A 20,959-nucleotide genomic window follows, 5' to 3' on the forward strand; every position below is an offset into this window, starting at 1 on the left:
ATGGAAGCCTTCACGTCACAGCACCCGCCTCGCCTACCTGACATGCCCTCAAAAGCCGCAGGAAGGCCAGATGAATCCGGATGGGGAACTCAATGTCGTTCATCGGCCGTGACATGGCTGTCGACCTCGGGACCGCCAACACGCTGGTGTACGTCAGGGGTCGCGGAATCGTCCTGAACGAGCCGTCCGTCGTGGCGATCAACACCAACACGGGTGGGATCCTCGCGGTCGGTTCCGAAGCGAAGAAGATGATCGGCCGGACGCCGGGCAACATCGTGGCCGTGCGTCCGCTGAAGGACGGCGTGATCGCCGACTTCGAGATCACCGAGCGGATGCTGCGCTACTTCATCCTGAAGATCCACAAGCGGCGGTACCTGGCCCGGCCGCGGGTCGTGGTCTGCGTGCCCTCGGGCATCACGGGGGTCGAGCGCCGCGCGGTCATCGAGGCGTCCTCCCAGGCCGGCGCCCGCCAGGTGCACATCATCGAGGAGCCCATGGCCGCCGCCATCGGCTCCGGTCTGCCGGTGCACGAGGCCACCGGCAACATGGTGGTCGACATCGGCGGAGGCACCACGGAGGTCGCGGTCATCTCGCTCGGCGGCATCGTCACCGCCCAGTCCATCCGCGTCGCCGGGGACGAGCTGGACAACGCGATCATCCAGTACATCAAGAAGGAGTACAGCCTTCTGCTGGGCGAGCGCACCGCCGAGCAGATCAAGATCACGATCGGTTCGGCGTACGACCTGGACGCCGACGAGCACACCGAAGTCCGCGGCCGGGACCTGGTGTCCGGGCTGCCGAAGACGGTCGTCATCTCGGCGGCCGAGGTCCGCAAGGCGATCGAGGAGCCGGTCAACGCGATCGTGGACGCGGTGAAGACCACCCTCGACAAGTGCCCGCCGGAGCTGTCCGGCGACATCATGGACCGGGGCATCGTGCTGACCGGCGGCGGTGCGCTGCTGCGCGGGCTGGACGAGCGGCTGCGGCGGGAGACCGGCATGCCGATCCACATCGCCGAGGACCCGCTGGACAGCGTCGCGCTCGGCTCCGGGAAGTGCGTCGAGGAGTTCGAGGCGCTGCAGCAGGTTCTGGACGCCCAGCCGCGCAGATGAGGTCGCTCCTCCATTCCGCCGTACGAGACGTTCTCCTCTCGTGCGGCGGATCGTTGATATAGAGGCATACGCTCCCCCTATTGGGCCTCTTCGGTTTGCGCCGCACCATTCGCGTTTTCCCGAGGGCCCGCCGAATTCCTACTTGAGGAAGGGCACGGCCGCCGCACGTGAGGGACACGAAAGAGAGCCGGCTGCTCCTGGTCCTGCTGGTCGCCATCGCGTTCGCGTTGATCACGGTGGACATCCGCGGAGGACGGAACTCCCCGGTCGACGGTGCCCGGCACGCCGCCGCGGCGGTGTTCGGCCCGGTCGAGGACGGATTGTCCGGCGCGGTCGACCCGGTCGGCGACGCCGTCTCCGCCGTCCGCGACTCCGGCGGCCGGCACGACCGGCTCGCCGCGCTGGAGAAGGAGAACGCGGCCCTCAAGGCCAAGCTCGGCAGCGACGACCGCAACCGCAGCCGGCTGCGGCAGCTCGACAAACTGATGAAGACCGCCGGCGAGGGGCAGTACGCCATCAAGGGCGCCCAGGTCATCGCCATAGGGTCGGCGCAGGGCTTCTCCTGGACCATCACCATCGACGTGGGCGCCGACGACGGCATCAAGCGGGACATGACCGTCCTCAACGGCGACGGCCTCGTCGGCCGGGTCACCACCGTCGGTCCGAGCACCTCCACCGTGCTGCTCGCCAACGACCCGGACTTCACCGTCGGCACCCGCATGGAGGGCAGCGACGAACTCGGCTTCGCCTCCGGCCAGGGCGACCGTCCGCTGCGCGTGGAACTGCTCAACGGCAAGGCGGAGGTGAAGAAGGGCGCCCGGCTCGTCACCTTCGGCTCGCAGTCCGACAAGCCGTTCGTGCCCGGGGTCCCGGTCGGCGTGGTCTCCCGTGTCGACCCCTCCGGCGGCGCCCTGACCCGCACCCTGTCCGTCACCCCGTACGTGAGCTTCACCAAGCTCGACATCGTCGGCGTGGTCATGCAGGGTCCCAAGAAGGACCCGCGGGACACCGTGCTCCCGGACAGGCCGAAGCCGGTGCCGACGCCTACGGTGACCGTCACGGTCGACCCGTCGACCGGCGCCCGCACCCCGGACACCGGTGCCGACACCGACACCGCCAGCGACGAGCAGCAGTAGGAGCCGAATCCCATGCGTGTCAACCGGATCCTGCTCTCCAGCGCGCTGGTCGTGGTGGCCCTGGTCGTTCAGGTGTGCGTCCTGGCCCGGCTGCATCTGCCCGGCGCGGTGCCCGACCTGCTGCTGCTCACCGTCCTCGGCCTGGCGATGGTGTACGGCCATGTCGGCGGCGCCCTCGTCGGGTTCGGCGCGGGCCTGCTCGCCGACCTGGCCCCGCCCGCCGACCACGCGGCCGGCCGCTACGCGCTGGTGCTGTGCGTCACCGGCTACTTCGCCGGGCTGATCCGCCCGGAGAACGGCCGGCTGAAGTCGGCGGCCGGGCCGATGGCCGTCGTGGTCGCCGCCGCCGTCGGCTCCACCCTGCTCTACGCCGGGGTGGGCGCCCTGGTCGGCGACACCGCCGCCCGCCATGTCGGCCTGCCCGGGCTGCTGTTCTCGGCCGCCCTGTACGACCTGCTGCTCGCCCCGTTCGTGGTGCCCGGGGTGATGTGGCTCGCCCGCCGCGCGGACAACGACCCGCTCACCGAGACCGGCCCCGCCGCCAAGGCCGGGGACATCTCCTCCGGCTGGCTGTCCTCCGGCACCGGCCTGCGCGTCGGCGAGCGGCGCGGCGGCATCGGTGCGCTCAAGGCCAAGGCCCGTACCCGCTCCGCCCGGGTCGGCCGCATCAAGGGGGTCAAGCGGCTGTGAGCGGCGACGGGTCCGCGCCCGGCAGGTTCACTCGAACGGGTCGGCCGTCCTGGAACGGGAGTTCACCGGCCGGTCGTTCACCAGGCGTACGAGGGCAGCGGGTTCGCCGCCGGACACCTCGTCCGCACATGTCACGCACAGACGTCCGCGCGCGGACGTCCGCGCACTGAGAGGGGGAGACAGCCGCAGTGACCAACATTCCCGAGACCGGTCGGACCCCGCGGGTCCAGGTCCGGCTCGTCGTGATCCAGATCCTCGTCCTCTCCCTCCTCGGCACGCTCGGCGGCCGGCTGTGGTACCTCCAGATCCGCGAGGGCGCGGAGTACCAGAAGGAGGCGTCGGGCAACCACGTCCAGCAGGTGGTCCAGCCCGCCGTGCGCGGGGACATCCTGGACGCCCGCGGGGTGCCCCTCGCGGACAACGAGACCCGGCTGGTGGTCTCCGCCTCCCGCACCGAGCTGACCAAGCAGCGCGACGACGGCAAGGCCGTCCTCACCAAGCTGGCCGGTGTCCTCGGCATGAGCCCGACGGAGGTCATGCAGAAGGTCCGGCTGTGCGACGCCAAGACCCCCCGCCCCTGCTGGAACGGCTCGCCGTACCAGCCGATCCCGATCACCGACGAGGCCACGCCCAAGCAGGCCCTGCAGATCCGCGAGCGCTCCGAGGACTTCCCCGGCATCACCGCCGAGCCCGAGGCCGTGCGCCGCTATCCGGGCCCCGGCAAGTCCAACACCGCCCAGGTGCTCGGCTATCTCTCGCCCGTCACCGACGAGGAGATCCAGCAGGCCAAGGACACCGACTCGCCGTATCTGCGCTCCGACATGGTCGGCCGCTCCGGCCTGGAGCGGACGTACGACAAGGTGCTGCGCGGCAAGGCCGGCGTCACCCGCTACGAGGTCGACAACCTCGGCCGGGTCACCGGCAAGGCCGAGTCGGAGGCGGCCGAGCCCGGTGCGAACCTGGTCACCAGCATCGACTCCCGCGTCCAGCGGGTCGCGGAGTACGAGCTGGACAAGGCCATGAAGGCCGCCCGCCAGCAGTACGACAAGATCACCGGCACCAACTACAAGGCCGACTCCGGCGCCGTGGTCGTGATGGAGGCCAAGACCGGCCGGATCGTCGCGATGGCCTCCGCGCCGACCTACGACCCGAACGTCTGGGTCGGCGGCATCTCCGCCAAGGACTACAAGGCCCTCACGGGGAAGGACTCCGACTACCCCCTGCTGAACCGGGCCATACAGGGTCAGGCCGCGCCCGGTTCGACGTTCAAGGTGATCTCCACGGCCGCCGCCGTCGAGGCCGGCTACCCCTTCGACGGGCGCTACCCGTGCACCAGCTCCTACTCGGTGGGCAACCAGGTCTTCAAGAACTTCGAGGGCGAGAACTTCGGCCCCATCTCCCTGGGCCGCGCCCTGGAGGTCTCCTGCGACACCGTCTTCTACTACCTGGCCGACAAGGAGTGGAAGAAGGACGGCGGCAGCAACCCCAAGGGCCGCCCCAAGGACTACTTCTACCAGGCCGCCCACCAGTTCGGCCTCGGCAAGGAGACCGGCGTCGACCTGCCCAACGAGGTCACCGGACGCGTCCCCGACCGCCGCTGGAAGCAGGCGTACTGGGAGGCCAACAAGGACGCCTGGTGCAAGTCCGGCAAGAAGGACGGCTCGTACGTCGAGAAGATCGCCTACGAGAACTGCCTCGAAGGCAACAAGATGCGCGAGGGCGACTCGATCAACTACTCCATCGGCCAGGGCGACACGCTGGTCACGCCGATCCAGGAGGCCGTGATCTACGGCGCCGTGGCCAACGGCGGCACGATGTACCAGCCGACCATCGGCAAGGCGGTCATCAGCCCCGACGGCAAGACCGTGCGGGAGATCAAGCCGAAGAAGCGCGGGAAGCTCCCGGTCAGCCAGGCCACCCTCAAGGGCATGGATGACGCCTTCGCCGGCGTCATCACCCGCGGTACGGCGGCCTGGAAGTTCGGCGGCTGGCCCCAGGACAAGATCCCGCTGCACGCCAAGACCGGCACGGCGGAGGTCTACGGCAAGCAGACCACGTCCTGGCTCGCCACCTACTCGAAGGACTACACGGTGATCATGACGATCGCCCAGGCCGGTACGGGTTCCGGCGCCTCCGGTGAAGCCGTGCGCAACATCTACAGCGCGCTCTACGGCGTCCAGGGCGACGGCTCCGTCGACGACCGGAAGGCGCTGCTGCCCGAGCCGCAGAAGAGTCTGCCCAAGGTCCGCACGGACGGCACCATCGCCGCCCCGAAGGTCACCGGCGACCCGGCCAAGGAGACCGAGGCCGCCCAGCAGGACAACCCGACCAACGGCGACGACCAGCAGCCCGCGGGCACCACGCCGTCGCCCACGACCGGCAACCGCGACACCCGCAGGCGCCGCGGGCACCGGGCCCGGGGAAGCCGGAGGATGCCCTCATGACCGGCACGAACAGCTTCTCCGTCTCCCGGTACGGCCCCGAGCGGCCCGGCTGGACCAGGATCTTCGCCCGCGACTCGCTAACCCGCCGGCTGGACTGGCCGATCCTGCTCGCGGCCACCGCGCTGTCCCTGCTGGGCTCGCTGCTGGTGTTCTCGGCGACCCGCAACCGCACCGAGATCAACCAGGGCGACCCGTACTTCTTCCTGCTGCGGCACCTGATGAACCTCGGCATCGGGATCGCCCTGATGATCGCCACGATCTGGCTCGGCCACCGCGCCCTGCGCAACGCCGTGCCGGTCCTCTACGGCCTGTCGGTGCTCCTCGCCCTGGTCGTCCTCACCCCTCTCGGGGCGACGATCAACGGCCAGCGCAACTGGCTGGTCATCGGCGGCTTCTCGCTCCAGCCGGCCGAGTTCCTCAAGATCTCGATCATCCTGGGCATGGCCATGCTGCTGTCGGCGCGGGTGGACGCGGGCGACAAGCCGTACCCCGACCACCGCACGGTGTTCCAGGCGCTGTGCCTGTCCGCCGTACCCATCATGATCCTGCTGCTGATGCCCGACCTCGGCTCGGTCCTGGCCATGGTGGCGATCATCCTGGGCGTGCTGCTGGCCTCCGGCGCCTCCAACCGGTGGGTGTTCGGTCTGCTCGCCGCCGGGGTGATCGGCTGTGTGGCGATCTGGCAGCTGCACATCCTGGACGAGTACCAGATCAACCGGTTCGCGGCCTTCGCCAACCCGGACCTGGACCCCTCGGGCGTCGGCTACAACACCAACCAGGCCCGTATCGCCATCGGTTCCGGCGGACTGACGGGCGCCGGACTCTTCCACGGCTCGCAGACCACCGGCCAGTTCGTGCCCGAGCAGCAGACCGACTTCGTGTTCACGGTCGCGGGGGAGGAGCTGGGCTTCGTCGGCGCCGGTCTCATCATCTTCCTGCTCGGCCTGCTGCTGTGGCGCGCCTGCCGGATAGCGCGGGACTCGACCGAGCTGTACGGCACGATCGTGGCCGCCGGGATCGTCGCCTGGTTCGCCTTCCAGTCCTTCGAGAACATCGGCATGACCCTCGGCATCATGCCGGTCACCGGTCTGCCCCTGCCCTTCGTGTCCTACGGCGGCTCCTCCATGTTCGCCGTGTGGGTGGCCGTGGGACTGCTCCAGTCGATCAAGGTGCAGCGGCCGATGTCGGCCTAGCCCTCCCGGTGGCGGCGGCGCCCCCTGCCGCGGCGGCGCCGCCGCCACTAGATTCGGTACATGGCGGACACGAAACGTGAGATCGAGCGCAAGTACGAAGCCGACGGGAGCGGGCTGCCCGACCTGACCGGCGTCGGCCCGGTGGCCGCCGTCCTGGACCGGGGCGTGGTCGAGCTGGACGCCACCTACTACGACACCGCCGACGAACGCCTCGCCGCGGCCTCGCTCACCCTGCGCCGCCGCACCGGGGGCGCGGACGCCGGCTGGCATCTGAAGTTCCCCGTCGCCCCCGGGGTCCGCGACGAGATCCGGGCGCCGCTCGGCGACACCGTGCCCGAGGAGATCGCCGCCCTCGTCCGCTCCCGGGTCCGGGACCGGGCACTGGTGCCGCTGGTCCGGCTGCGCTCCGCCCGGGACGTACGGCACCTGGTCGACGCGAACGGCACCCTGCTGGCCGAGGCCAGCCTCGACACCGTGACCGCCGAGCGGCTCACCGGCCCCGGCGCGACCGCCCGGTGGACCGAGATCGAGGTGGAACTCGCCGACGGCGGCGACCCGGCCCTGCTCGACCGGCTGGAGAAGCGGCTGCGCGCGGCGGGCCTGCGGCCGTCCGCGTCCCCCTCCAAACTGGCCCGCGCCCTGGCCCAGACCGCGCCGGACCGCCCCGCCGAGCCGGCCGTGCCCGCCGCCCCCGAGACCGCCGGCGACCATGTCCTCGCCTATCTGCGCGCCCAGCGGGACGCGCTGGTCGCGCTGGACCCCGCCGTGCGCCGGGGCATCCCCGACTCGGTGCACCGGATGCGGGTCGCCACCCGCCGGGCCCGCGGCACCCTGCGTACGTTCACAGGCCTGCTCGACCGCGCCGTCACCGGCCCCGTCGGCGCCGAGCTGAAGTGGCTCGCGGGCGAGCTGGGCGTCGACCGCGACCAGGAAGTGCTGGCCGACCGGCTGACGACCGCCCTGGACGCGCTGCCGCCCGCCCTGGTCACCGGCCCCGTCCGGGAACGGCTCACCGCCTGGGCCGAGGCCCGCCACGGCGCCCACGCCCATCTCACCGGCGTCCTGGACTCCCACCGCTACCTGGCCCTGCTGGACGCCCTCGACGCCCTGCTCGCCGACCCCCCGCTGCGCGCGGCGGCCGGCCGGAAACCGAAGAAGGCGCTCGCCCGGGCCGTACGCAAGGACGGGCGCAAGCTCACGGCCCTGATGGAGCACGCGCTCGCGCTGCCGCCGGGCGAGGAGCGCGACCGCGCCCTGCACGAGGCCCGCAAGAAGGCCAAGCGCACCCGGTACGCGGCCGAGGCCGCCACCGAGGCCCTGGGCGCCCCCGCCCGTTCCCTCACCAAGGCCATGAAGGGCCTGACCACCCTGCTCGGCGACCACCAGGACGGCGTCATGGCCCGCCGCGCCCTGCGCGAGCTGGCCGCGGTGGCCCACGCGGCCGGGGAGAGCGCGTTCACCCACGGGCTGCTGTACGGCAGGGAGGAGAGCCGCGCGGCCCGGCTGGAGGCGGAGCTGGCCGAGCGCTGGAAGAAGGCCGGCACCGTGCTGTCCCGCTGAGCGTTCGGGACGGCCCGCCGGTCGGGTTACGCTTGATGGTCACCCCCGTCAGCTCATGAAGGTTCGCGAGATGCCTGTCGAGTCGGTTTTCCCGCAGCTCGAAGCTCTGCTCCCGCACGTGCAGAAGCCGATCCAGTACGTCGGCGGAGAGCTCAACTCCACGGTCAAGCCGTGGGACGAGTGCGATGTCCGCTGGGCGCTCATGTACCCGGACGCGTACGAGGTCGGCCTGCCCAACCAGGGCGTCATGATCCTCTACGAGGTCCTCAACGAGCAGGAGGGCGTCCTCGCCGAGCGCACCTACAGCGTCTGGCCGGACCTGGAGGCGCTGATGCGTGAGCACGGCGTCCCGCAGTTCACGGTGGACAGCCACCGCCCGGTGAAGGCCTTCGACGTGTTCGGCCTCAGCTTCTCCACGGAGCTGGGCTACACGAACATGCTCACCGCGCTGGACCTGGCGGGCATCCCGCTGGAGTCCCGGGACCGCACCGAGGACGACCCGATCGTCCTGGCCGGCGGTCACGCGGCCTTCAACCCGGAGCCCATCGCCGACTTCATCGACGCGGCCGTGATCGGCGACGGCGAGCAGGCCGTCCTCGACATGACCCGGATCATCCGCGAGTGGAAGGCCGAGGGCCGCCCCGGCGGCCGCGAGGAGGTGCTCCTGCGGCTCGCGAAGACGGGCGGGGTGTACATCCCGGCCTTCTACGACGTGGAGTACCTGCCGGACGGCCGCATCGCCCGCGTGGTGCCCAACCGCTCCGGCGTGCCGTGGCGGGTGTCCAAGCACACGGTCATGGACCTGGACGAGTGGCCGTACCCGAAGCAGCCCCTGGTGCCGCTCGCCGAGACCGTCCACGAGCGGATGTCCGTGGAGATCTTCCGCGGCTGCACCCGCGGCTGCCGCTTCTGCCAGGCCGGCATGATCACCCGACCGGTGCGCGAGCGGTCCATCACGGGCATCGGCGAGATGGTCGACAAGGGCCTGAAGGCGACCGGGTTCGAGGAGGTGGGCCTGCTGTCCCTGTCCTCCGCCGACCACAGCGAGATCGGCGACGTCGCCAAGGGCCTCGCCGACCGGTACGAGGACGACAAGATCGGCCTCTCCCTGCCCTCCACCCGCGTGGACGCCTTCAACATCGACCTGGCCAACGAGCTGACCCGCAACGGCCGCCGGTCCGGTCTGACCTTCGCCCCCGAGGGCGGCTCGGAGCGCATCCGCAAGGTCATCAACAAGATGGTCTCGGAAGAGGACCTGATCCGCACGGTGGCGACGGCGTACGGCAACGGCTGGCGCCAGGTGAAGCTGTACTTCATGTGCGGCCTGCCGACCGAGACCGACGACGACGTCCTCCAGATCGCCGACATGGCCACGCGCGTGATCCAGAAGGGCCGCGAGGTCTCCGGCTCCAACGACATCCGCTGCACGGTCTCCATCGGCGGCTTCGTGCCCAAGCCCCACACCCCGTTCCAGTGGGCGCCGCAGCTGTCGGCCGAGGAGACGGACGCGCGCCTGGCGAAGCTGCGCGACAAGATCCGCGGCGACAAGAAGTACGGCCGCTCGATCGGCTTCCGGTACCACGACGGCAAGCCCGGCATCGTGGAGGGCCTGCTCTCCCGCGGCGACCGCCGCATCGGCGCGGTGATCCGCGCGGTGTACGACGACGGCGGCCGGTTCGACGGCTGGCGCGAGCACTTCTCCTACGACCGCTGGATGGCCTGCGCCGACAAGGCGCTCGCCCCCTTCGGCGTGGACGTCGACTGGTACACCACCCGCGAGCGCACGTACGAGGAGGTCCTGCCCTGGGACCACCTCGACTCCGGCCTGGACAAGGACTGGCTCTGGGAGGACTGGCAGGACGCCCTCGACGAGACCGAGGTCGAGGACTGCCGCTGGACGCCGTGCTTCGACTGCGGGGTGTGCCCGCAGATGGACACCCACATCCAGATCGGCCCCACGGGCAAGAAGCTGCTGCCCCTGACGGTGAAGAACGCCGGTCCGACGCCGGCTTCGAGTGGTCACGCGCACTGACACCATGAGCGCCCCCTTCGCTTCGGAGGGGGCGCAGGTGTCATGACCTGCCGTGACAACCGGTGCAAGGTGCCTTCGGCAAGTTGAGGACCGTAGCGGTGATTGCTGGTTAAAGTCGTACCACTGGTTGTGGGGGCAACCAGAGCTCGGTCGGCTCTGCCGACATCCTGGGGAGGGCCCGTAGCGCATGAGTCGTCGCTCTGCTGGTTTTGTCGGTGCCTGGGCAGAAATGCAGCGTCAGCACCAGCGTCAAGTGGAAGCCGAAGCCAGACGGCGCCGGGAAGAGGCACGGCAGGCGCGGGCGTATCAACGACGTGCCACGCAGGAGTACCGGCAGTACCGGCAGGCAGAGGCGAGACGGCGCACGGAGGAGTTGGACGCGCGGGTCGCCTCCCTCCAGGGGCTGCTGGCCGCGGGTTGTCGGGCGCCGGCCTTCAGGGCGTCGTCCCTGATGCGCGCGGAAGAGATACCGCCGTTCGACCCGGGACAGCTCGCCTGGCCCGTGCGCATGCCGGATCCGAGCCAGTACCAGGCGCAGGGAGGCTGGACCGCGAACCGGCGAGTCCAGGCTCAGGCGGAGGCGCAGGCTCGTTTCGAACGGGACTGGCACGCCGCGCAAGCCGCCGAAGCACAGCGACAGCGGCAGCTGGCGGCCCTCCAGCGAGAGTACGAGCAGAGGACCGGGGCCCAGCGGGCGGAGGTGCGTCGGCACAATGCCGGCATCGTCGAGGTGACCGAGGGTGTCAGGCGGGGAGATCCTGACTCCGTTGTCGAGTACTTCTCCGCGGCTCTCTACTCGTCGACTGCCTGGCCCGAAGGGTTTCCTCGGCAGGTCGCGGCAGCCTTCGACTCAGCGGCCCGGCAGCTGGTCCTGGACTGGGAGCTGCCTGGGTACGACGTGGTTCCCGAGGCGAAATCCGTGAGGTACGTGCCCGCCCAGGACGAGGAGAAGGAATCCGCGCGTCCTGTGACCCAGCGCCGTGGGCTGTACCGAGAGGTGCTGGCGCAGAGCCTGCTGCTGGTCCTGCATCAGCTTTTCGTCGCGGACGAGTACGGCATCCTCGACTCGGTGGTCCTGAACGGCTTCGTGGACGCCCATGATCCGGCGACGGGCAGACGAACGCACATCTTTCTTGCGACCGTCATGGCCCGGCGGGCGGCGTTCACCGGCCTTCACCTGGAACAGGTGGACGCGATCAGCTGTCTGACCGACGCGTTGAGGGGCCAGCTCGCGTCCCGCCCTGATCAGCTCTCTTCCGTACGCCCGGGCCGAAAGCCTCAGGATGTCGGTGATCATGTCGCCGCCCACGGCGGTGATGAGGAGCCGGATCTGTATGACATGGATCCGATTGCGTTCGAGTCACTCGTTGCCGACTTGTTCCGTGCCATGGGGATGCAGGCTGTGACGACCCAACGCTCGAATGACGGGGGCGTGGACGTCGACGCGTTGGACCCGACGCCCATCCGTGGCGGCAAGATCGTCGTACAGGTGAAGCGTTACCGCAGCACAGTGCCGCCCACCGCGGTGCGTGATCTGTACGGAACGGTCCAGGACGTCGGCGCCAACAAGGGAGTGCTGGTGACCACGGCGGGCTTCGGCCCCGGCTCATACACGTTCGCCAGGGGCAAGCCTTTGGAGCTCATCACGGGCGGTGAACTCGTCGACCTGCTGCACCGGCATGGGCTTCGCGGGCGCCTGGGAGAGGGTGGACGACCGACTCCAGCGCGGCCGTCGCCGTCCAGTCCTGCAACAGCGCCCGACAACCACAACGTGTTGGGGATGACGTGGTCCGGCAGTGTGGCACTGGACGTATGCGCTCTCGTCTGCCGTGGCGACCGGATCCTGAGCGAAGACCACTTCGTCTTCTTCAACAACCCGCGGACCCCGGACGGCTCGGTACGCGCGGTGCCGGCCGTGGCGCCGGACAGGGCGGCACTCCATGTCTCCTTCGACGCGCTGCCGGGAGCAGCTGATCGGTTCGTGCTCGTGGCGGCCGTGGACCCGGAGGTGAACCCGGGGGCCGACCTGTCCGGATTCACCGATGCGTGTATCCGGTTGCTGGACCCGGCAATGACTGAGCTCGGCCGACTCGAAGTCTCCGATGGCCGTTCCGGCGAGACGGCACTGGTGCTCGGTTCCTTCCGGCGCAGGCCCAGTGGCGACTGGGACTTCGTGCTTGGAGGGAAGGGGTACACCGGGGGGCTGGAGCAGCTCGTCCAGGAGTACGGCATCGAGGTGGAGTGACGCCACGGGACTGAAGAAGTGCGGTGGCGGGTGAGCGGGCGCTCGGGCGCGGCGCGTTGCCTTGGCGGTGCGGGGGGCCGCTGTTAGTTCTTGGGCACTCGACGCCATGGAGCACGCCGTGTACCAAGAGCCTCCTGTCCCCGTTCCGCCGCGTTCCCGTGTCCGGGTCCTGGCCTGCGCCGTCGCGGCCGTCGCCCTTCTGACGCTCACCGCCGCGACGACTCCCCCCGCCGCGACGACTCCCCCCGGCGCGGGGCAGCGGACCGGTGCCGGCCCGGCGGGCGTGGTCCGGGAGTGGAACGCCGTCGCCACCGACACCATCACGGCCGCCCTCGGCCCCCGTCCCTCCGGGCAGGCGGCGGTCTGGCAGGGGTTCGTCTCCGTCGCCGTGTACAACGCCGTGGTGGGGATCGAAGGCGGCTACGCCCTGTACAAGTGGCGCGAGCGCGGTCCGGCCGGGGCGTCCTCCGCGGCGGCCGCCGCGACCGCGGCCCACGACGTCCTGCTCGCGTACTTCCCCGCCTTCAGGGAGCGGCTCGACACCGCCTACGCCGGCTCGCTCGACGCTCTCCCGGCCGACCGGGCCAGAGACCTGGGCGTGGCCTACGGGAAGCGCGCCGCCGCCCGCATCGTCGCACTCCGCGAAGGGGACGGCAGATTCGCGGACGTCCCGTACACCGCTTCCCCGGCCCCGGGCGTCTGGCGGCCCACCCCGCCCGCGTACCAGCCCTTCCTCGACACCTGGCTCGCCAGGCTCCGCCCCCTCCTGCTCACCTCCCCGCGCCAGTTCCGTCCCGGCCCGCCGCCCGCCCTGTCCTCGGCCGCCTACGCCAAGGACGTCCGGGAGGTGCGGGTCATGGGCGCGAGGGCCGGTTCGGGCAGGACCGCGCGGCAGACCGCGACCGCCCTCTTCTTCAGCGGCAACCTGGTCGCGCAGGTCCAGACGGCCGTACGCGACCACGCAGCCCGGCACCGGCTCGGCATCGCCGCGACGGCCCGGCTGTTCGCCGCCGTGAACGCGTCGGCCACCGACGCCGTCGTCACCGCCTGGGACGCCAAGCTCCACTACGGCTTCTGGCGGCCGATCACCGCCATCCGCCTCGCGGACACCGACGGCAACGCCGCGACGACGGCCGATCCCGACTGGGAGCCGCTGCTCCCCACGCCGCCCCACCCGGACTACCTCGCCGGCCACCCGACCGTCGCCGCCGCCGTGACACGCGCCCTGACCGGCGTCCTCGGCACCTCGCGCATCGACCTCGACGTCCCCTCGGAGGTCACCGGCACCAGGCGGTACTACCGGTGGGCCGACGACCTCGACCGGGACGTCGTCGACGCCCGGGTGTGGGGCGGCGTTCACTTCCGTACGGCGGGCGTGGCCGGCCGCCGCGCCGGCGCCCGGGTGGCCGCCTGGGCGCTGGACCACTATTTCCGGCCGGTCGCCGGGGGCGGCACCACCGACTGACCCGGGGGGCCGGGGCGACGGCACTGTTCCGCGATGAACATGACAGATCTGGATCCGATCGGCGGGTTCCCGCGTCTTTTCGGACATGGATCTTCAGAAGCCGCCGGAACCGCGCCACCAGCCCGAAGGGTGCCTGGTCGTCGCCGTCCGCCTGCCCGTGCGGATCGTCGTCCTGGTGCTGGTCGTGCCGGTGCGGATGGTGTGGGACGTGCTCGTCGTCGCCGGGCGGCTGCTGCGGGACACCGTGCTCAGGCCGCTCGGACGCGCCCTCCGGTGGACCGGCAGGGCCCTGTTCGTGTGGCCGTTCGTGGCCCTGTGGCGCTACCTCCTGGTCCCCGTCGGCAGGGCGCTCGCCTGGCTCGGCCGGGTCCTCGTCGTCGTACCCGCCGTGTGGTTCCACCGGTACGTCCTCACCCCCGTCGGACACGCCCTCGCGTGGGTGTACGCGCGCGTGCTGGTCCCCGTCGGGCGGGCGCTGGCCCGGGTGCTGAAGGGCGTCGGCGCCGTACTGGCCGCCCTCGGGCTCGGCGTCTGCGCGGCCCTCGCCTGGCTGGTGCGGTACCTGGTCGTCGTCCCCGTGCGTTGGCTGTACACCTGGGTGCTCGCGCCCGTCGGCCGGGCCGTCGCCTGGTGCGCGCGAGGACTCGCCCGGCTGCTGGGCCTGCTCGTCACCGGGATCGGCCTGGCCCTGTACTGGACGGCCCGCGTGCTGTTCGTCCTGCCCGCGCTCGCGCTGTGGCGCTGGGTGCTCGCGCCCGTCGGCCGGTTCCTGGCGTTCGTCGCCCGCGAGGTGGGGGACGCCCTCGGGCACGCCTGGCGGATCGCGGGGCGGATCTCCCGGGCCGCCGGGCGGGCCCTCGGCACCCTCTTCCGGTGGATCTTCGTGGAGCCGGCGCGCTGGGCGTACCGGGCCGTCCTGACCCCCGTCGGGCACGCCGTGCGCGCCGCCGTCCTGCGGCCCGTCGCCGCGGGCGTACGCGCGGTGGGACGGGTTACCCGGGAAGCGGTGACCACGGCCCGCGACACGGTGCGGCAGGCCCGCGCCGAGTTCCGGCGGATGCTGTTCGGCACCCCGCGGCAGCCGGCCGCGGTGGACCGGCGGGAACCCGTGGCTCCCGGCACACGTACTCTTGGTAGGAGTACGACCGCACTCACGAAGGACTGAGCGACACTGGGCAAGCGACAGCCCGAAGGCCCGCCGCCCGCACCCGCGGTGCAGCGCATCCGTCTGCGCTACACCAAGCGCGGCCGCCTGAGGTTCACCAGCCACCGAGACTTCCAGCGCGCCTTCGAGCGGGCGCTGCGCCGCGCCGAGGTGCCCATGGCGTACTCGGCCGGGTTCACGCCGCACCCCAAGGTGTCGTACGCCAATGCCGCACCCACCGGCACGGGCAGTGAGGCGGAGTACCTGGAGATCGCGCTCACCGCACCGCGCGACCCGGAGACCCTGCGCGTCCTCCTCGACGAGTCGCTGCCCGCCGGGCTCGACATCATCGAGGCGGTCGAGGCACGGACCTCCGGCCTCGCAGACCGGCTGACGGCCTCCGTGTGGGAGCTGCGGCTGGACGGCGTCGAGCCGGCCGAGGCCGAGCGCGCGGTCGAGGCCTTCACCGGGGCCGGCGCCGTGGAGGTGCAGCGGATGACCAAGAACGGCGTCCGCACCTTCGACGCCCGCCCGGCGGTGGTGAGCCTGGAAACGCACGGCGCTCCGGCTGATAGGCCGAGCGACCGGCCCTGTGCGATACTGCGGCTGGTTGTTCGGCACGTGACGCCTGCCGTACGACCCGACGACGTCCTGTCCGGTCTCCGCGCCGTGGCCGACCTGGCGCCGCCGGTCCCCGCAGCGGTGACCAGGCTGGCGCAGGGGCTGTTCGATGAAGAGACCGGCACGGTGACCGACCCGCTCGCGCCCGACCGCGAGGCTGCCGGGGCCCTGACGGCCCAGCCGGCCGCCGCCGCGACGGCGCCGGTGCCGGAAGGTCCCGCGTAGGGACGGACGTCGTAGCGCCGCCCTCGGACTCGGGAGCCACCTGGGTCGGGCAGCGCACCGACCAGAAGACTTTCGCCAGGCCGTACCGACAAGGCGTACGGAACCGGCGAGACAGGACACAGAGTGCTCCCGTGCGGCGCCCGCGCCCCGGACGGCGGCCACCGCGCATCGCGCGGGCCGCGGACGTCAACGGCGGACGGTCCCTCGAGACCGGCGCCGGACCAGGTGCGGCGCCCGGGAGCCTGACGGGAGAAATGCCCGCATGCTCGGACCGAACGAACCCCAAGAGGGTTCCGAACTGAACACCCCCAGCGACACCCTGCCCCCGCGCAGGCGTCGCCGTGCCGCCTCCCGCCCGGCGGGCCCGCCCGCAGCGGCGGCCGAGGCGCCCGCCGAGGTCACCGTGCCGGCCATACCGGCCGCGGAGACCGACGAGGTCGCCGAGGCGGTCGAGGACGACGAGACCACCGGCGCCGAAGAGGCCCAGGCGACCGAAGAGGCGGCAGAGGCCGCGGAGCCCGCCGCGCGTCCGCGTCGCCGGGCCACACGCCGTGCGTCGGCCCCTGCCGGTTCCCCGGTGACCGCCGAGGCCGCAGAGGCCGCCGAGACCGTCGTCCCGGCCGCCGCCGAGCCGGCCCCCGCCGTCCCCGAGGCCGGCGCCGTCGTCGTCGGCGAGGAGGCCGCGCCGCGCCGCACCCGGCGCCGGGCCACCCGCAGCGTGTCCGCGCCGACCGCGCCCACCGCCACCGACGAGACCACCGGGACCGCTCCGGCCGTCGAGACGCCCGCCGAGGCCGAGACCGCCGCGGCGGAGACGCCCGCCGAGGCCGCTCCCGCCGCGCGTCCGCGCCGCCGGGCCACGCGCCGCGTGTCGGCCCCCGCCGCTGCGCCGGCGGCCGAGGCCCCTGAGACGGCCGCCCCCGCCGCCGAGACCGCCGCCCCGGCAGCCGCGGGGACGGAAGCGGCGCCGGAGCCGGCCGCCGAAGAGGCCGCCGAGCCCGCGCGTCCGCGTCGCCGGGCCACGCGTCGTGCGTCGGCGCCCGCCGGTGCGCCCAAGGGTGCCGAGGCGGCCGAGGCCGCCGCCGAGGTGAGCGAGCCCGCCGTGGCCGCCGCGCCGGAGCCCACCGCTTCCGCCGAGCCGGAGCCGGCCGCCGAAGAAGCTGCCGAGCCCGCGCGTCCGCGTCGCCGGGCCACGCGTCGTGCGTCGGCGCCCGCCGGTGCGCCCAAGGGTGCCGAAGAGGTGCCCGCCGCCGAGACCGAGCCGCAGGAGGCGCCCGCCGAGGCGGCTGCCGGGGTGCCCGTCGAAGAGGCCGCCCCGCGCCGCACCCGGCGCCGGGCCACCCGCCGGGTCTCCGCGCCCGCCGGTGAGGAGGCCGCCGAGGCCCCCGCCGCCACCCGGGCCGAGGAGCGGACTCCGGCCACCCCCGCGGAGCCGGAGGCCCCCGTGACCACGCACACCACCGAGCCGGCCCCCGCCGCCGAGGCCCCGCAGATCCCCGCGCCCGCCGCCGAGGCCGCCGCGCCGCGCCGCGCCCGGCGCCGCGCCGTACGGGCCGCGTCCGGGTTCGCCGAGCCCGCGCAGTCCGCCGCGCCCGAGCCCGCCGAGCCCGCCGAACCGGCCGAGCCCGCCGAGGCGAAGGGCAAGCGCCGCCCGGCCCGTCCCGCCGTCGCCGTCTTCCAGGCGCCGGTGTTCACCGAACCCCGCTTCCAGACCCCGGAGCGCGCCGCCGCCGAGGCCGCGGCCGAGGCCGCCGAGGCGGAGGAGCCCGAGGAGTACCCGGAGGAGCGCGCCGAGACCGGCACCCGCCGTCGCCGTCGCCGCCGCGCCGCCGCCGAGGAGACCCCGCCCGCCGAGCCCGCCGCCGAGGAGGAGCCGGAGGAGGCCGAGGAGGCCCCCGAGCCCGCCGAGGACCTCGCCGACGACGAGGAAGGCGACGAGACCGACGGCCCCGACGGCTACGAGGAGTCCGGCTCGCGCCGCCGTCGCCGCCGGGGCGGACGCCGCCGCCGGCGCGGTGACGCGGCCGACGGCGAGTCCGGCGACGGCGCGGACGCCGACGCCGAGGAACTGGCCGCCGAGCAGGCCGCGCAGGACGCCGAGGACACCGCCGAGCAGGACGAAGAGGACGCCGAGGAGGGCCGCGCCGACGAGCACGCCGGGTCCAGCGCCAGCAGCCGCCGGCGCCGTCGCCGCCGGCGCCGGGCCGGTGACAGCGGCGCCGACACCGAGCCGTCCGCCGACGACCCGGAGCGCACCGTCGTCAAGGTCCGCGAGCCGCGCAAGCCCAGCGAGCCGTCCGACGAGGTGCAGTCCATCAAGGGCTCGACCCGGCTGGAGGCCAAGAAGCAGCGCCGCCGGGAAGGCCGTGAGCAGGGCCGCCGGCGCGTCCCGATCATCACCGAGGCCGAGTTCCTGGCCCGCCGCGAGGCCGTCGAGCGCGTGATGGTGGTCCGCCAGCACGGTGACCGTACGCAGATCGGCGTCCTGGAGGACGGCGTGCTCGTCGAGCACTACGTCAACAAGGAGCAGTCGACCTCGTACGTCGGCAACGTCTACCTGGGCAAGGTCCAGAACGTGCTGCCGTCGATGGAGGCCGCCTTCATCGACATCGGCAAGGGCCGCAACGCCGTCCTGTACGCCGGCGAGGTCAACTTCGAGGCGCTCGGCATGTCGGGCGGGCCGCGCCGCATCGAGTCCGCCCTGAAGTCCGGCCAGTCCGTCCTGGTGCAGGTCACCAAGGACCCGATCGGCCACAAGGGCGCCCGTCTGACCAGCCAGGTCTCCCTCCCGGGCCGCTACCTGGTGTACGTGCCCGAGGGCTCGATGACCGGCATCAGCCGCAAGCTGCCCGACACCGAGCGGGCCCGGCTGAAGACCATCCTCAAGAAGATCGTCCCCGAGGACGCGGGCGTCATCGTGCGCACCGCCGCCGAGGGCGCGAGCGAGGACGAGCTGCGCCGTGACGTCGAACGGCTCCAGGCGCAGTGGGAGGAGATCCAGAAGAAGGCCAAGAGCGGCAACGCCCCGACGCTGCTGTACGGCGAGCCGGACATGACCGTCCGGGTCGTGCGCGACATCTTCAACGAGGACTTCTCCAAGGTCATCGTCAGCGGCGACGACGCCTGGCAGACCATCCACGGCTACGTCTCGCACGTCGCCCCGGACCTGGCCGGCCGGCTGTCGAGGTGGACGAGCGAGGTCGACGTCTTCGCCACCTACCGGATCGACGAGCAGCTCGCCAAGGCGCTGGACCGCAAGGTCTGGCTGCCCAGCGGCGGTTCGCTGGTGATCGACCGGACCGAGGCGATGGTCGTCATCGACGTCAACACCGGCAAGTTCACCGGCCAGGGCGGCAACCTGGAGGAGACGGTCACCAGGAACAACCTGGAGGCGGCCGAGGAGATCGTGCGCCAGCTGCGGCTGCGCGACCTCGGCGGCATCATCGTGATCGACTTCATCGACATGGTCCTGGAGTCCAACCGCGACCTGGTGCTGCGCCGCCTGCTGGAGTGCCTGGGCCGGGACCGTACGAAGCACCAGGTGGCCGAGGTCACCTCGCTGGGCCTGGTGCAGATGACCCGCAAGCGGGTCGGCCAGGGCCTGCTGGAGTCCTTCTCCGAGACCTGCGTCCACTGCAACGGCCGCGGAGTCATCGTCCACCTGGACCAGGCCACGGCCAACGGTGGCGGCGGCAAGCGCAAGAAGCGCGGCGGCCGGGGCGCCGACGCGGCGGAGCCCGTGCACGAGCACGTGCACGAGACCCCCGCCGTGGCCGTGGAGGCCGGTACAGCCGTCACGCCCGAGGTGGAGTCCGCCGCCGAGGTGGCCGCCGAGGCCGCCGAGCCGGTCGCCCTGCCCGCGCCCGACTTCGCGCCGGACGAGGAGCTGTACAGCAGCGTCGCCGAGGCGGAGGCGGCGGCCACCCGTGGCCGTACCCGGCGCCGGGCGAGCCGCCGGGCGTCCGCTCCGGCCGGCGCGCCGAAGGCCGAGAAGGCAGAGAAGGCAGAGAAGGCCGCTCGCACGGAGGAGAAGGCCGAGGCCGGGCAGCCGGTCGCGGAGGCCGCGGCGCCGACCGCCCAGGACGTCACCGCCGAGGAGGCGGCGGCGCGCCCGGTGCGGCAGGAGTCCGCAGCCGAGGCGCTGGCCGAGCCGGCGGCGGTCGAGGACCAGGTGGTCCCGGCGCCGCAGGCGGAGGCCCCGGCCGCCGAGGAGGCCGCGCCCAAGGGCCGTACGCGCCGTCGGGCGACCCGGAAGGTGTCGGCCCCGGCCGGCTCCCCCGCGGGCGCCGAGGCGGCCGTGGTGACGGTGCCGGAGACCGCGCCCGCGGCCGAGGCCGTACCGGCCCCGGCGGAGCCGTCCGCCGTGGTCGCCGAGGCCCCGGCCGAGGCCGGGAAGCCCGCCGAGGCGGAGCAGCCGGTGGTCGACAGCGCCCCGGCGCCGGCCCGCCCGCGCCGCCGTGCGGTGCGCAAGGCCACCGCGCCGACCGCGCCCGAGGAGGCGGCCGTCGTGGTCGTCCCGTCGGCAGCGTCCGAGGCGGCCCCTCCGGCGGCGGAAGCTCCGGCGGCCGAGGCCCCCGTGGCCGAGGCTCCGGTGACCGAGGGAGCCGAGGAGGCCGAGGCGGCCGCCCCGGCCAAGAAGACCGCCCGTAAGACGGCGGCCAAGAAGGCACCGGCGAAGAAGGCGGCGGCGAAGAAGGCCACCACCAAGAAGACCGCGGCCAAGAAGACGGCCGCGAAGAAGACGACGGCCAAGAAGGCGACGAAGACCGCCAAGACGGCCGCCGCGAAGTCGACGGCGAAGTCCGCGCCGTCGTCCCCGGCCGCCGACGACTGAGCGCGCCGCCGTACAGGGTGTGGTCCTGTCCACGGACAGGGCCACACCCGTTTTGCCCGCCGGCCCCGGCCGGCGGGCGACCGACCGTCGACCGCGTACGGCGCCCCGGCCGGACGGGGCCGACGGTCCGCACCTGAACCAAAGGAGAGAAACCGCGATGATAGGCCTTGTGCTGGCGGCCGGCGCCGGACGGCGTCTGCGCCCCTACACCGACACGCTGCCCAAGGCGCTGGTGCCGGTGGGGCCGGAGGGCGTGGA

At 72.8% G+C, this 20,959-nt stretch carries 13 protein-coding genes; all 13 read left to right on the forward strand.

Features of this window, described 5'->3' with window-relative positions:
- Window positions 1-92: 92 nt before the first annotated feature.
- Window positions 93-1,112, forward strand: a complete 1,020-nt coding sequence (locus AB0E62_RS06835) for a rod shape-determining protein (protein WP_362189196.1) — start codon at window positions 93-95, stop codon at window positions 1,110-1,112.
- 167 nt (window positions 1,113-1,279) lie between these two features.
- Entirely contained in the window at window positions 1,280-2,248 is a 969-nt protein-coding gene (gene mreC / locus AB0E62_RS06840; protein ID WP_362189115.1) for a rod shape-determining protein MreC, read from the forward strand.
- Between the two features lie 12 nt (window positions 2,249-2,260).
- Window positions 2,261-2,938: a rod shape-determining protein MreD gene (gene mreD, locus AB0E62_RS06845; protein ID WP_362189118.1), complete on the forward strand. Its 678-nt coding sequence runs from the start codon at window positions 2,261-2,263 to the stop codon at window positions 2,936-2,938.
- Window positions 2,939-3,126: 188 nt separating this feature from the next.
- Complete coding sequence (mrdA, locus tag AB0E62_RS06850; protein ID WP_362189121.1) at window positions 3,127-5,382, forward strand: penicillin-binding protein 2; 2,256 nt, start codon at window positions 3,127-3,129, stop codon at window positions 5,380-5,382.
- On the forward strand, window positions 5,379-6,575 hold the full coding sequence (gene rodA, locus AB0E62_RS06855; RefSeq protein WP_362189124.1) for a rod shape-determining protein RodA: 1,197 nt from the start codon (window positions 5,379-5,381) through the stop codon (window positions 6,573-6,575). Before mrdA ends, rodA begins: the two co-directional genes overlap by 4 nt.
- 60 nt (window positions 6,576-6,635) lie before the next feature.
- Complete coding sequence (locus AB0E62_RS06860; protein WP_362189127.1) at window positions 6,636-8,135, forward strand: CYTH and CHAD domain-containing protein; 1,500 nt, start codon at window positions 6,636-6,638, stop codon at window positions 8,133-8,135.
- Between the two features lie 70 nt (window positions 8,136-8,205).
- A complete protein-coding gene (locus AB0E62_RS06865; protein WP_362189129.1) occupies window positions 8,206-10,167 on the forward strand; it encodes a TIGR03960 family B12-binding radical SAM protein in 1,962 nt (653 codons plus the stop codon).
- Between the two features lie 187 nt (window positions 10,168-10,354).
- A complete protein-coding gene (locus AB0E62_RS06870; RefSeq protein WP_362189132.1) occupies window positions 10,355-12,412 on the forward strand; it encodes a restriction endonuclease in 2,058 nt (685 codons plus the stop codon).
- Between the two features lie 118 nt (window positions 12,413-12,530).
- Window positions 12,531-13,877, forward strand: coding sequence for a vanadium-dependent haloperoxidase (locus AB0E62_RS06875; RefSeq protein WP_362189135.1), 1,347 nt, complete (start codon window positions 12,531-12,533; stop codon window positions 13,875-13,877).
- Window positions 13,878-13,962: 85 nt separating this feature from the next.
- On the forward strand, window positions 13,963-15,042 hold the full coding sequence (locus tag AB0E62_RS06880) for a hypothetical protein (protein WP_362189138.1): 1,080 nt from the start codon (window positions 13,963-13,965) through the stop codon (window positions 15,040-15,042).
- 48 nt (window positions 15,043-15,090) lie between these two features.
- On the forward strand, window positions 15,091-15,867 hold the full coding sequence (locus AB0E62_RS06885) for a TIGR03936 family radical SAM-associated protein (RefSeq protein WP_362189141.1): 777 nt from the start codon (window positions 15,091-15,093) through the stop codon (window positions 15,865-15,867).
- A 262-nt stretch (window positions 15,868-16,129) separates the two neighbouring features.
- A complete protein-coding gene (locus AB0E62_RS06890; protein WP_362189144.1) occupies window positions 16,130-20,701 on the forward strand; it encodes an Rne/Rng family ribonuclease in 4,572 nt (1,523 codons plus the stop codon).
- A gap of 157 nt (window positions 20,702-20,858) precedes the next feature.
- Window positions 20,859-20,959 (forward strand): sugar phosphate nucleotidyltransferase (locus tag AB0E62_RS06895; RefSeq protein WP_358262032.1); only part of this gene is annotated, 101 nt, incomplete at its 3' end.

It is taken from the genome of Streptomyces sp. NPDC038707 (genome assembly GCF_040636485.1).
Classification (GTDB): Bacteria; Actinomycetota; Actinomycetes; order Streptomycetales; family Streptomycetaceae; genus Streptomyces.

What these genes read in the sequence shown, in the direction of transcription:
- AB0E62_RS06835 (WP_362189196.1), top strand. Translation starts at nt 93, where the DNA reads ATGTCGTTCATCGGCCGTGACATGGCTGTCGACCTCGGGACCGCCAAC.
- mreD (WP_362189118.1), top strand. Translation starts at nt 2,261, where the DNA reads ATGCGTGTCAACCGGATCCTGCTCTCCAGCGCGCTGGTCGTGGTGGCC.
- rodA (WP_362189124.1), top strand. Translation starts at nt 5,379, where the DNA reads ATGACCGGCACGAACAGCTTCTCCGTCTCCCGGTACGGCCCCGAGCGG.
- AB0E62_RS06860 (WP_362189127.1), top strand. Translation starts at nt 6,636, where the DNA reads ATGGCGGACACGAAACGTGAGATCGAGCGCAAGTACGAAGCCGACGGG.
- AB0E62_RS06865 (WP_362189129.1), top strand. Translation starts at nt 8,206, where the DNA reads ATGCCTGTCGAGTCGGTTTTCCCGCAGCTCGAAGCTCTGCTCCCGCAC.
- AB0E62_RS06870 (WP_362189132.1), top strand. Translation starts at nt 10,355, where the DNA reads ATGAGTCGTCGCTCTGCTGGTTTTGTCGGTGCCTGGGCAGAAATGCAG.
- AB0E62_RS06880 (WP_362189138.1), top strand. Translation starts at nt 13,963, where the DNA reads ATGGATCTTCAGAAGCCGCCGGAACCGCGCCACCAGCCCGAAGGGTGC.
- AB0E62_RS06890 (WP_362189144.1), top strand. Translation starts at nt 16,130, where the DNA reads ATGCTCGGACCGAACGAACCCCAAGAGGGTTCCGAACTGAACACCCCC.